9 protein-coding genes are annotated in these 13,853 nt (G+C 41.9%); 1 reads left to right on the forward strand and 8 read right to left on the reverse strand.

Annotated elements, in window-relative coordinates:
• The first annotated feature begins 484 nt into the window (after nucleotides 1-484).
• Nucleotides 485-1,279: an HD domain-containing protein gene (locus NFS18_RS17590; protein ID WP_251392616.1), complete on the forward strand. Its 795-nt coding sequence runs from the start codon at nucleotides 485-487 to the stop codon at nucleotides 1,277-1,279.
• Between the two features lie 164 nt (nucleotides 1,280-1,443).
• Here the strand turns inward: NFS18_RS17590 and NFS18_RS17595 are convergent, their stop codons facing one another.
• The 8 genes from NFS18_RS17595 to NFS18_RS17630 form a co-directional block, all read right to left on the reverse strand.
• Complete coding sequence (locus tag NFS18_RS17595) at nucleotides 1,444-4,233, reverse strand: cation-translocating P-type ATPase (RefSeq protein ID WP_251392633.1); 2,790 nt, start codon at nucleotides 4,231-4,233, stop codon at nucleotides 1,444-1,446.
• A 403-nt stretch (nucleotides 4,234-4,636) separates the two neighbouring features.
• Nucleotides 4,637-5,146, reverse strand: a complete 510-nt coding sequence (locus tag NFS18_RS17600) for a hypothetical protein (protein ID WP_251392617.1) — start codon at nucleotides 5,144-5,146, stop codon at nucleotides 4,637-4,639.
• A 124-nt stretch (nucleotides 5,147-5,270) separates the two neighbouring features.
• Entirely contained in the window at nucleotides 5,271-6,611 is a 1,341-nt protein-coding gene (locus NFS18_RS17605) for an ABC transporter substrate-binding protein (RefSeq protein ID WP_251392618.1), read from the reverse strand.
• A 91-nt stretch (nucleotides 6,612-6,702) separates the two neighbouring features.
• Entirely contained in the window at nucleotides 6,703-9,168 is a 2,466-nt protein-coding gene (locus tag NFS18_RS17610; RefSeq protein ID WP_331477753.1) for a hybrid sensor histidine kinase/response regulator, read from the reverse strand.
• A 300-nt stretch (nucleotides 9,169-9,468) separates the two neighbouring features.
• Complete coding sequence (locus NFS18_RS17615; RefSeq protein ID WP_251392635.1) at nucleotides 9,469-10,008, reverse strand: hypothetical protein; 540 nt, start codon at nucleotides 10,006-10,008, stop codon at nucleotides 9,469-9,471.
• The gene (locus NFS18_RS17620) at nucleotides 9,989-11,086 is read right to left on the reverse strand and encodes an AAA family ATPase (RefSeq protein WP_251392629.1); all 1,098 of its coding nucleotides are present in this window, start codon (nucleotides 11,084-11,086) and stop codon (nucleotides 9,989-9,991) included. Before NFS18_RS17620 ends, NFS18_RS17615 begins: the two co-directional genes overlap by 20 nt.
• A 129-nt stretch (nucleotides 11,087-11,215) precedes the next feature.
• Nucleotides 11,216-11,830 carry a nucleoside recognition domain-containing protein gene (locus NFS18_RS17625; protein WP_251392630.1) on the reverse strand — a complete coding sequence of 205 codons (615 nt, stop codon included), beginning with the start codon at nucleotides 11,828-11,830 and terminating at the stop codon, nucleotides 11,216-11,218.
• The gene (locus NFS18_RS17630) at nucleotides 11,827-13,686 is read right to left on the reverse strand and encodes a DUF885 domain-containing protein (RefSeq protein ID WP_251392631.1); all 1,860 of its coding nucleotides are present in this window, start codon (nucleotides 13,684-13,686) and stop codon (nucleotides 11,827-11,829) included. The genes NFS18_RS17625 and NFS18_RS17630 overlap by 4 nt, the downstream gene beginning before the upstream one ends.
• Nucleotides 13,687-13,853 lie beyond the last annotated feature (167 nt).

A 13,853-nucleotide genomic window follows, 5' to 3' on the forward strand; every position in this document is an offset into this window, starting at 1 on the left:
GAGGAATTGATGGATCCTCAAAATCATGTAAAACGTGTTGTATTAAATGAAGACAATGTTTTTGCTTACCTTGAAAGCCTTGGTTACGATAGTACTAAGTTAGTGAAACGCAATGATAACTAACCTATATTCAGTTATTGAATACTTCTAAAAACAGGGGATTACGACCCCTTATTTAAGTGCGTCCCAAATTTACTCTATTTTTCACTCTTATATCCTTTCAAGTTAAGTAATGATTCATTTTATGATGCCTACGGATTGTTCCGTACTTTGCACTCCCACAATCCTGCCCAATATTCACATATCGTGGGATATATATAAAGTATAGCATGGGAAAATATAATTTCATAGAGAGACTTCACACGTTCTTACGGACTTTTACATATTCTTTAACTATGTTACTATATAAATATCCCCAAAGTTTTGCAAATTCATTGCTGATTTTACAGGACACTTTCACTCACCAGACAAAAGGAGATTTTATATGAATTATACACTTGCCAAATCCGTTTTTGAAAATTACTTAAGCCAATATGACCGTACCAACGACAAGGTACGCTTAAAAACTGCCCATACCTTTGGAGTCGTGAAACAGGCAGAAGACATTGCCCGGCGCATGGATCTCTCCCCCGAAGATATAGAGCTTGCCCGGCTCATCGCACTGCTCCACGACATCGGACGGTTTGAACAGTTGAAATGTTTTGACAGCTTTGAACCAGATACAATGGATCATGCCGCTTACGGCGTGGAGCTTTTATTTGAAAAAGGTATGATCCGCGACTTCATTTCCGAAGGTACCTATGATTCGATCATTCGCACAGCCATTGCAAAGCATAGTGATCTTGCTCTTGAAAATATCACAGACGAGCGCACTCTGATGCACGCCCGCCTGATTCGTGACGCGGACAAGCTGGACAACTGCCGCGTCAAGCTCTATGATGCTGTAGAAACATTAACTGACGTTTCTGCTGAGGAACTTGGATCACAGGAAATCACTCCGGTTATTTATGATACAATTTTCCAAAACCGATGCATTCTGTCTTCTGACCGTGTGACAAAGATGGATTACTGGGTATCCTATATCGCCTATTTCTTCGATATCAACTTCTCTGCCAGTTTTGATATCATTGCAGAGAAGGATTACCTGAGAAGGATTGTAAACCGGATTCCCTATTCCAATCCAAAAACAGCAAAGGAAATGGCAGAAATTTTTAAATATCTGGAAAACTTTATCCAGACCCATACAAGCGCTGGCAGTGTCAATTCCAAAACCATATAAGCCCCATTCAAACGTAACAGTTCAGCCTTTCGGCTGCACTGTTACTCAAAACAGTCCACCGGACTGTTTTATCGCATGCTTGGCAACTGAATCCGCCCTATTTTAAGTTCACCTACGGTGAAAGGGCGGATTCTATTTTCCCATTATACATTTTTACGGAATTTTCACTTCTGCCCTCTCTTTGCCTCCATCCGAAACAGTACCACAAACACTTCATGCGCAAGCACTGGAAATGCCGCCAGGATCAACAGCATCCCCCACTCTCTCCATGCCAGTGACGCTGTGCCAAACATCGCCACCAGATAAGGTACCTCAGTCACTGCCATCTGCAAGCCCAGACCAATGACAAACGCTCCTGCCATTAACGGGTTCCATCCGCTTCGTTTGGAAAATACTGACGTTCTTACGTCCCGCATTCCCCACGCATGAAATAACTGGGAAATGCCAAGCACAGTAAACGCATATGTCTGAGCCCTTGCCAAAATTGCCGGATTCTGTAAAACAACGGATATATTTGCCGGATTGAATGCCTGATGCCCCTCCGAAAGTATTTCCCATGGAAGTTTTAAAAATGCAGTCAGGCTGATCGCTGCAATGAGTACACCGTAAAAAATAGTACACGCCAGCCCTCCATTGGCAAACAAACTCTCTTTTGCTCCCCTTGGAGGCAGTTTCATCAACACTTCTTTATCGTTCTGATCTACCCCAAGCGCCAAAGCAGGCATAGAATCTGTAATCAAGTTGATCCATAAAATATGACTGGCTTTCAACGGTGAAGCAAGACCTAGCAATACTGCCGTAAACATCGTAATAATCTCCCCGAAATTAGAGGACAATAAAAACAAAACAGTCTTCTTAATATTCTGATAAATACTTCTCCCTTCTTCAATCGCCTTTTCAATGGTCGCAAAATTATCATCGGTCAGGATCATATCCGAAGCATTTTTTGCCACGTCTGTCCCTGTTTTTCCCATTGCAATTCCAATATCTGCCATACGAAGGGAAGGAGCGTCATTGACGCCGTCCCCCGTCATTGCGGCGACATTTCCCAGTTTCTTTAGAACCTTTACAATACGCACTTTGTGTTCTGGCGACACTCTTGCAAATACATTTGCCTCCAGCAGCCGGTTTCCCAACTCGATATCTGACAATTCTTCCAGTTCTTCTCCTGTAATACACTCGCCCACTTTCTTTGCAATTCCTAATTCTTTTGCAATGGCAAATGCCGTGTCTGCATGATCCCCCGTAATCATAATTGTGCGTACTCCGGCGCCTTTAAATTTCTCTACCGCCGCTTTTGCCTCAGGACGGATTGGATCCTTCATACCCGCAAGTCCAAGAAAAATCAAGTCCTCCTCATTTAATAAATATGTATTTGCATTCTTCCCTTCGCTAACCCATGATCTTTCCGCTTCTTCTGCCTGTTTTTTCGATTCGACTGTGCGGTCTGTCTTCATCGACAGCGCCAGCACCCGCAGCGCCTGAGAAGACATTTCTTCCATTACTTTTAGAATCTTTCTCCGCTTCGCATCATTTAAGGTCTGTATTTTACCATTTATCCAAATTTTCGTACACCGTTTAAGTACTACATCGGGCGCGCCTTTTGTATAGGAAGTCAGTCCGCTGCCGCTCTGGTGAACTGTCGTCATCATTTTCCGTGTAGAATCAAATGAGCGTTCCCCCACCCTTGGAAATGTCCGGTCTGTCTTTGACTTCCGAATTCCGCATTTTTCTGCCATATGCAGCAATGCCAGTTCTGTGGGATCGCCAACTTCCAATGAGCCGGCAGTATCATGCTCTTCTCCTATTTTACCATATGATCCGCCTGTCCTGTCCCCTGACACAGCATCATTACAAAGAACAAAGCCTCGCAAAAATTCTTCGGGCATATCCTGCGGTTTGGATATCGGTATGACCTTTTCATTGACATAACAGGTTGTGACCGTCATTTTATTTTTTGTCAGTGTTCCTGTCTTATCTGAACAGACCACATTGACTGCACCCAGCGTCTCAACCGACGGTAGTTTTCTCACGATCGTATTCACCTTGACCATTTTCGATACGCTCATCGCCAGCACAATGGTCACCACCGCCGGAAGCCCCTCCGGTACGGCTGCAACTGCCAGAGAAATTGCCGTGATCAGCATTTCCGGAATATTCCGGTGCTGGAGAACCGCAATCCCGAATAGCAATACACAAAGCAGTATTGATACGATGCTCAGAAGCCTTCCCAACTCCGCCAGCTTCTTCTGAAGCGGTGTATATTCCCTTGGAACAGCTTTAATAATAGAAGCAATTTTTCCGATTTCAGTCTTCATTCCCGAAGCAATAACTACACCCTCTCCACGGCCGCCTGTGACCAGTGTAGACATAAATGCTTCATTCCTACGCTCTCCAATCTGAAGCGTCCTTCCCGCAAGAAAAGCTGCATCCTTCTCAACCGGAAGGGATTCCCCCGTCAACGCCGACTCTTCCACTTTCAGATTCCACGTTTTTAACAGTCGCAGATCTGCGGGAACCTGCGCCCCCGCCTCCAAGATCACCACATCGCCGACCACCAATTCTGCCGCGGAAATCTCCATAATTCTTCCATCCCGCCGCACCACTGCGTTTGGACTCGTCAGCTTTTTCAAGGAATCCAGCGCTCTCTGCGCCTTCCCCTCCTGAATCACTCCCACAGTGGCATTGACTATAATGACTACCGCAATGATAATCGCATCACTTACTTCTTTGAGCAAAAACGAAACAAATGCCGCTACTAAGAGTACACAGATCAGCGGATCGTTCAACTGTTCCAGAAATGCTGCCGCAGGCGTCTTACTCTTTTCTTGCTCCAACTCATTTTTTCCATTTACAGCCAGACGCTTTTCTGCCTCCTGCTGCGTCAATCCATTATCCTCTTCTATCTGAAAATACCGGCATACCTCCTGCACTGTTTTTTTCTCAAACTCCATACCATCCGCCGGATCATTTCTCTGTATGTTTGGCAACAAAAAACCACCCCTCTCCATCACACTTTTTACAGCCTTTATGACAAACGTAATTTCTGCTCTGATCAATTACGCTTGTACAAATCCTTGTATATCGTATGCATAAAAAAGAATGGGTATGACATTTTCTTTATGGTCACTTATTCCCTTTCAACGAAGGTGAACTTAAAATAGGGCGGATTCAGTTGCCAAGCATGCGATAAAACAGTCCGGTGGACTGTTTTGAGTAACAGTGCAGCCGGAAAGCTGAACTGTTACGATTTTAGCAAAACAAAAGCAGAGAACTTATGTCTCTGCTTTTAATAGCCTCTTTCCCGTAAGTATATATCTTCGCCAGAATAAAACTCCTTAATATCTCACTGTATCTCTACACCAGCAGATCAATATATTTTCCCTTTTCTGGCTCCATACTCTGTTCTTCAGTATTATTCCTAAACACCGTCCGGGTCGTTCCGCCGGATATATAATTGCGCCCGCATTCTGGACATACAGCAGTATGATATGTTACTGACTGCGACACAATCTTCTTATCCTCCTGACGAGCCTGTGTCTTGGCATGGGATACATGCTCATTCTCATGAGATCGAACGGCTGCTGCCACCGACTCGGGACTCAGTCTGGTGGGTGTCTTAAAAGAAACCCCCGGATCATTGGAGCCGTCCTGATATTTCCGGTTCTTACACGCCTCACATTCATAACTATCAAAATTCCGCCGTGATACACTGTTTTTATTCTCATCGCTTGCGTACGCAGATCCGTCCGGATTTGTAGATTCAGGACTCATGCCTGTCCGCATCTGGCTTCCGCCGGGAGATAAGCTTGCAGCCGGCATTGGAACTCTCTCTGTATAATAAAGACTCACATTTTTTATATTCATTGCAGGCATCATTTCACTCACCTCTATTCCAATTATTTCCTATATTCTAACATAAATTTTCTGCCTCTTCAAGCATCTGCGCTTTATGTGTTTCTGTTCACACCTACGGTGTTCACAGTAACCCTTAGTTTCCTGATGTTCCTGCTTTCTCAAGCGCTTCCTGCTGCAATTTATCAAATTGTGCCATGCAGTCGTCCACAGTAGCGCCGTTTAACAGTTCCCTTACAATAAGGCACGTATTGCCCCACTGTTCTACGTTCATTCCCGCATTGGAACCAAGCACATAGACACCCTCTTCTATCTTTTCATTTAATGGCTTTAACGCCGGTATACAATCTACCTCCACATTTTTTGAAGGGGATATGACCTTGTTGGTTTCCGTATATATCTCAAGCGCCTCATCAGAAAGTATGATATCTAAAACATCCAATGCATCCTCCTGATGTTCCGCTTCTGCACAAACACCGTAACCAGTAATTGGTACGACAGGCATCTGTCCCAGCTTACTTGGGAAACCAATAACCTGCATGTTAAATTCAGGTTTTCCATATGCAGTTTCTGCATTTGCCGCCCCCCAGTATGCCATAACAATCGGAATTTTCTGAGCCAGGAAGTCCGGTCCTTCACCTTCTATCGCCTCATAGGTGTAAGCAGTTTTTGCATCGATATAGCCTTTGTCTATCATCTCTTGTAAAAATTCAAATCCGGGCCGCATATAATCGCTGTACTTCGCTTCACCTTTGTTAAGCGCTGCAATTTCTGCCTCAGTGTTTCCTCCGTTGTAAAGGTCTGCATATCCTTGAGCAAAAACAAAGGTTTCCAGCCACCACCGGTTAGCGCCTACAGGTGTACTAATCCCATTTTCCTTAAATACCCTGCAGCACTCCAGAAACTCCTCCGGTGTATTTGGCAGCTCAAGTTCATATTTGTCAAACATGTCTTTATTGACAAACAGACCATACGCTGCGACTTCCTGAGGGATAGCAACTAGCTTGCCGTCAACAGTATTAGCTGTTTTTACGATATCCCGCAGGTTTTCCACACAGTCTAACCCTGATAAGTCCAAAATTCTGCCTTCTGCTCCTAACGCTAATATAGTGTCGGGATTCATCAGATAGAAATCATCCATATTGTGGCGTACCCTGTCAAGAACAACATCGTCATAAGTTTTTTCCTGGTAATTTTCCGCCGTATAGGTTCTGTATTCTACTGTCAGGTCAAGCTTCTTCTCCGCCATCTCTATCGTACGGTCAAATGCACTTCTTGCAGCATTGGTGACATTGGGTTTTGACTTTTCCATCGGACCAAAAAGATTCACAAATTTCCTTTCTCTCGTATCATTCAAAATCAGTTTCTCATTTGTATCAGATGCAACTGCACAGGCTGTTAAACCCAGTGTCATAACAGCTGTCAAAATGGCTGCTGATATTTTTTTAATGATTTGTTTTGTGACTCCCCTTTTCATATCTGACTCCTTTCTATAACTGCCTGATCATATCAGCTTTAAGGTATACCCTTTCGGGCACCCCTTAACTCAGATGCTTTGCATGGGCGTGCTACGCACGGTAAGGTATATATTGTCTTATTGTTTTTTTCAGTAATTCCATATCAATCGGTTTCGCTACATGTGCATCCATTCCTGCGTTCAGGGCATCCTTGACGTCTTCTGAAAAAGCATTCGCGGTCATAGCAATAATCGGAATTTCTTTTGCATCCGGTCGTTCCAGCGCTCTGATTTTTCTTGCTGCTTCGTAGCCATTCATAACTGGCATTTGGATGTCCATCAAAATAGCATCAAATTCATCTGACGAGGAACCAATAAACCGTTCAAGTGCAAGCTGCCCGTTTTCTACAATTTCACAGGAGGCATCTTCAATTCCTAAAAGCTCCGACAGTATTTCGGCATTGATATCATTGTCTTCGGCAACAAGGAAATGAAGACCGCAAAGACTGTTTCTTTCCTCTTCCGATACAGACATTGCTTTTTTATCATGCGGTTTTGTATGTATTTTAAGAAAGGCTTCCTTAAAAGCAGATACGAAAAAAGGTTTTGCAAAAAATCCCACATTATCCATAGAATAAGCTTCGTTTAGTACCTCATCCCCATCATAAGCCGTCAAAAACAAGATTGGAACAGAAACAGGGATAAATCTGCGGAGCATGGCTGCTGTTTCGACTCCATCCATTTTCGGCATCTTCCAGTCTAACAAAATAACATCGTAATCCGCGTCCCCGCCTTCAAAGCTTTGTATCATCCGCAAAGCTTCTTCTCCTGACAGCGCAATGTCCACTTGTACATCCGTGTCCCTCATGAGTGTTTGAATGCTATTGCATACTTCTTTGTCATCATCTACCGCCAGAATTTTGGTAATGCCATTTCCTTTCCAAAATTCTGCGTCGGACTGACCGTTTGGTATACGCAGCTCCAAATCGACCCGAAAGAGACTTCCCTTATCAACCTCACTGAAGACCTCTATCGTACCGCCCATTAACTCAACAATATTTTTTGTAATAGCCATACCGAGCCCGGTTCCCTGAACTTTATTGGTCGTACTGTTTTCCACGCGGGTAAATGCATCAAATATTGTTTCCAAATATTCCGGCGTCATACCGTAACCATCGTCTTCCACTTCAATACGAATATGTTCATACTGACTAGAGCGCTGGGGAAGTCCGATAATACGAAACCAAATATTTCCGTTCTCCGGAGTATATTTTACTGCATTAGAAAGCAAGTTAATTAAAATTTGATTGATTCTGGTCTCATCGCCTACCACATACTCATGCTTAATATCAGTTACTGATACATAAAAGCTCTGTGATTTTTCTTTTGCCATAGGACGGATAATAGCCTCGACAGAAGATACCAGATTATTCAATGTAAATTCTCCGACAGTAAGCACCACTTTTCCGCTTTCAATTTTAGATACATCTAATACATCATTGATCAGGCTAAGCAAGTGCTGGCCAGATGCAGTAATTTTCCTTGTATACTCCCGCACCTTAACAGGATTATCTGCGTCCTTTGCAAGCAAGGTAGTAAATCCAAGAATCACATTCATCGGAGTACGGATATCATGCGACATATTTGAAAGAAATGTTGTCTTGGAATTACTTGCAATCTGCGCTGCCTGAAGTGCTTCTGCTAATTGCTTATTATGGATTTCCCGCTCTGCCTCCCGCTCCTTCCGTATCTTATCATCTTCCCTTTGGCTAAAATAATACAGACTGCAGCAAAGCAGAAAAGCTGCCAGCATAATTACAACTACAATAAGAATATTGTGATTTACAGTTCGCCCTTCCTGCTGAATTGCGTCAATGGGCACATGACCGATTAGGTAGATAGCTCCATTATTCACAGCCCACATATAAATCAGAGAATTTTTATTCTGAATATCATGGTAGAACATAATATCGTCCCCGGCGTCAATGGTTTCTGAAACAGCTTTCTGCAGACTGGCTTCAAGAATGTTATTTGCCCGGTAGAAATCATCGAGATTCAGATGCCCGGCATTTCGTTCTCCCATTCCCGTAGGCTTTAATACAAGCCGCTGGCTTTTTGTATCCATAATATAAAGCATTGCACTGTTATTGTAAAAGCCATATGGCAATGCATCCTCAAAAGAATCGAAAGTATATTCAACATAGAGAGTAGCGATTTCTTTTCCGTTTTTTGTAACAGGACATTTCATAGTATATGCCCATGTTCCCATACTGTTAAGATAAGACTGGGAAAGAGGCAGTTTGTTTACTGTCTTTCCAAAGGAAAAGTCCAGATCTTTCTCTGTAAATACTTCCCCCGTGCTGGAAATACCTTCCGTTTCACCAGAAAGTATTATCGACATTTTAACCATTGTCCGGTTGCTTTCATAAGAGCGGATAAATTCATAAGAATCATTGGAAGAAGCAATTTCCTGGGCAATCAGCATCTGAAATTCTGTTTCCTTTACTAAAACTGATTCAATCGTATTTCTAATTAAATCAAGACTTGCGCTCAGATTATGGATTGCTGATGTAGACATTTCCGCAGATATCTTTTTGGTAACAGAAAAAACAACTGCCCCTAAAATGCAAAATACTAATATAATAAAAAGAAACAAAGTGCTTCTAGGATTTCTTTTTCGCTTCCCTTTCATTGTATCCCCCATCTTCCTGTTAAAAAAATGATGTATTTTTAGTAAATTGTACCACGTTTTTGTAAAATGTTAAAGATATGAACCAAAAAACGAAGAGTTTTTTAGACTCCCCGTTTCTTAACCGTTACCTTGTGTCAAGTTAGTGATACGAATTTTTTAATGTCTAGTTTTCTCAATCAACTCAGCCTATCTTAATACACGTTTTATTAGAAAGTTTCCATATTCACTGTCAGCATTCCATTCATCTATGGAAAGAACCTCTACACGCTCTATCAATCTTTTACCATTTCCAATATACTCCTGAAGAGAAAAGGGCAGTTCCGTTTTTAATCTGTTTCGTAGTCTTTTTCTGGTAGTTACATCTCCATTAGGATACTCAAGAATATATATGTACCAAACCGGTTTGTTTTTATCCAGTAAGCTCAGATAATGCAAAGAATCATAAAATTTTCGTATAATAGTTGATATCTTCTTATCCTCCATTGGATGGAATGCTTTGGAATTCTTTGCATTAGCAATACATGCATTCTTATATTCTACTATGAGGATATGCGTAGAGTTTTCAATCAAAAAATCCGCGTCATTTATGTGTATTCCTGCATTATGATAATCTTCATGCATTTTATCCGTTGCCCATACAGCAGCCTTACAATCAATACTGTATACACCATTTTCTTCTATAAATACTTTTTCCACTGTCATTTCCTCACAGTTCGTATACTTCATCAAGCAATTTGTTATCCGCAGTCATAATGTGATTATATTCAAGCTTGTCCATTCTGTCTGCTGATTGGCTATATATTGCTTCACTGCTATCATCCATCTCTGGAAATGTCTTTATCATTTCATCCGATAATAAATTACGGCTCTTATATAGATTATGAAACATTACCTGCTCATTATTTGTACGTCGGATTTCTAAATATTTTGCAAAATTATAATTATGTGTTGCTATAAAAACCTGAACCCCATTTTCCTGTAATTGCAATAAAATCTCAGCAACAAGAGGGTATAACTCGGGATTTAGATTTGCTTCCGGTTCATCCCACAAAAGAATTGATCCGTTTTCCAAAAGACCATTCCGTATTAATTTCCAAAGCAGTCCTAATTTGCGCAATCCTTCTGCCTCTAAGGAAAAATCAACTTTCCGACCATCTTTTTTTAATACATAAAAAGAATCGTTCTCCAAGATAACAGTTCCATCAATTACAACACTGAGCCTATCAAGAATTCTACTCATAGCAGAAGGGATTTCCCGCGTTTCTGGTAAAGAAGCATTTACAATAATATCTATCTGTGTTCCGTCAAATGGCATATTATATTTCTGGTTCATAGCCAGAAATCCCTTTGCATGAGATAACATTTCTGTTGTAGGGATAAATACAGATTGTATATCTAATCCAAGCCATTGATCATAATTGAATATACCTTTATGTGAAAGGCTGTCTTCAAAACTATGTGTTCCGTCTGATACTTTATAATAACAATAGCCTTCTTTATTTTCTGCGTTTTTTAAAGCCTCGCTGTCTTTCAGGCTGTTTGAGAAAAATTGTACCAGTCTTTTTGTTTTTCCCTGATCTGTCTGCTTAACTGACCATTGTGTTGCGGCATAGATCATTTTTAGAATGGTTGTTTTTCCAACTCCATTTTCACCAATGAGAACATTTATCCCATCACAAAATTCCAGCTTGAATCCATCACTAATTGAGTCTCTTTCTTCTATAGCCCTAAAAGCAGTATTATTCTTTCTCCAATGCCGCTTAAATACCATTACGTTTAAAATTTCAATCGTTTTAATTGCCATTGCCTCGCCTCCAATCAAAATCTATTCCATTTTCTATTCATAGTATACCCTGTTCCTACATTTTTGTACACGGTAAATCATGATAAAGGAATTTTGAGAATTCAGAAATAATATAGAAAACGGAGAACTCTACATTCTCCGCTTCCCATCCATCACCTTACAAAACACCACCGCCGCAACCGTACTCACCGCCGTTGCGGCAATCCCCGGACCTACGATCGCCGCCGGATTCACACTCCCATATTGTGAACGGTATGCGATCACATTCACCGGGATCAACTGCAATGATGAGATATTCAGTATCAAAAACGTACACATCTCATTACTGGCAATTCCCCGTTTACTTACCAGACCTGATATTCTCCCTTTTCTTCTGTCTTCCTCAAGCTTACCGAGTTCTTGCATCGCCAGAAGTCCCGCCGGAGTCGCCGCCCACCCAAGTCCCAGCAAATTGGCAATAAAATTGGTAGTGATATGCTCATTCGCCTTGTGCCCGGGTGGAATTTCTGGGAACAAAAACCGTATCAGCGGACGCATTTTCTTTGAAGCGATTTCTATGATTCCCGCCCTGGTGGCAATTTCCATAATTCCAACCCAGAATGACATCACGCCCATCATGGTAATACAAAGCGTCACTGCCTCTTTCGCCGAATCCAGCGCCGCATTGGTCACCTCCGGCATCTTTCCATTAAATGCACCGAAAATTACACCTGTAATAATCATCCCTGCCCAAAGATAGTTCATTGCTTCTCCATCTCCCACATATATTTTTCTACCAACTCAAACGGTGCGGGGCCTATTGACAGCACTGCTTCGTGGAATTCTTTTTGAGAAAATTCTTCTCCCTTTTCCCGAATCCATTCTTTTTTCAGCTCAAGAAATTCCAAATAGCCAATATAATATTTCAAGTAATTGCCGGGAGATCCTAAAATCAGATTGTAAATCCGATTCACTGCGGTTGTGTCCTTCAACCCATAATCGGCAAAAAAAGCAGCTGTTTCTTCCTTACTCCATCCATCATAATGGATACCGATATCTGCCAGCGTATACAGCCCCAGAATCATAGAGCTGTTTCTCTGCAAAAGCGCCGCCTGCTCTTTCTTAAGCGGCGCCAGCGAATAGCTTGCCATTTCTGCATACGTCGCCCATCCTTCCACATAACCGCCGAAGTTGAAGATATTACGGATTGGGTCAGGATTTGTATCGGCATAGTAAATTGTCTGATACAAATGCCCCGGATATCCCTCATGTGCAAGAGTCGTAAACAAAGTCAGGTTGTTACCCATATGGGCTTCATTGACATAGATCACATTATTCTCATAATCGTCAATTGCCGGAATCATATAAAATGCAGGACTCAAATGTGCCTGCAGAGCTTTTGGAACATACTTTATGTCCACATTTGTTTCAGGCGGCTTTGGAAAATTCTTTTCTATCCCCTCTTCCAATGTCTTTAAAATAGACACAGGGTTTACTGCTCCCTCAGACGCCACCTGGATTGACGCTGTTTCGATCACTTCTTCGATCTGGTTTCCAGTTTCCGTGACATTTTGTGCTTCTTCCTCATCCCCCGGCTGCTGCGACTCTGATTTACTTTGCTGTTTTGCAGCTAACCCAAGCGCCTCTTCCATCATCTCCACATCCTCTACCATCTGCCGTTTTGTCAACTCCTGCATTTCCCGGACAGTACGCTCTGAGCCAACTGCTGACTGCACAATGTGTTCATAATATTCCTTCCCGTTGGGATAATAACAAAGTCCGGCTTCGTTCTTTCCTGTTCCTCTCAATTCTTCTACTGCTGCCATCAATTTATTATAAGAAGGCAGTACATAGCTGTTAAGCATAAGTGCATTCTTTTCTATATAGTCACTTTTTTCTTTCTCTGACAGCTCATTAATTGTTTTAATTCTCTCTACAAATGTAGAAATCAAGTAATTATTTTCCCCCATACTCATAAACGCATTGCACTGCGCCATCACCTGTTTAGCCGCTTCATCCGACATAAAGAGTCCGGCTTCTGCTTTTTTCCTCTCAAACACAATCAGGGAATCAAAATACTCTGGTGTTGTTCTCATCAGCGCCAGATATGTATCTACATCACTGCGGTTCTCCAACGGGTATTCTGACAATACTACAGGAAGTTGTGTCTGAATCCCGCTGACCAGCCCCAACGGCTCCTCATAAAGCAGATACTTTGCATTTTCTTTTGCACGTTCCAGATAAGCCTTCATCACATCATAGGTCAGCCGGTTCTGCATATCCAGTTTCTTATAGGCAAATTCCTCCATCGCCGTCTCCAGATTTTCGACTGCCGCCATCTGCTGGTGTGTATCTGTTGAAAACTGACCGAATGTAGGTTTCGTTTCTTCAATTCCAAATTCCTCTGGATTTTTTAATGTGTAATGCATGCTGATCGTATTGGAAGATGTTTCCTGACAAAATATTTCATTCGTGAATTTGCGAAACGCTTTGTTCTCACTTTCCGCGGAACGGCTCTGACATCCCGGCAGGACCAGGGATATGGTAATGCATAATACAAGGATTATTTTTCTTACAGAAGTATGTGATACAGAAGATTGATCATCACATCGAACAGACATAGAAACTCCCATGAAATGCTTTGTTTCTATAATATGAACTGAAAATAAGAGTTATTCATATCGATTTCATTTGAAAAAATACAGATACTTTTGTTACAGTTCAGCCCAGGACTTTGCACTGGCTGCAAAGTCCGTGAAATAACGTATAGGTAGAGATGCATCAAGCC

This window comes from Mediterraneibacter agrestimuris (genome assembly GCF_943193195.1).
GTDB lineage: Bacteria > Bacillota > Clostridia > Lachnospirales > Lachnospiraceae > Schaedlerella > Schaedlerella agrestimuris.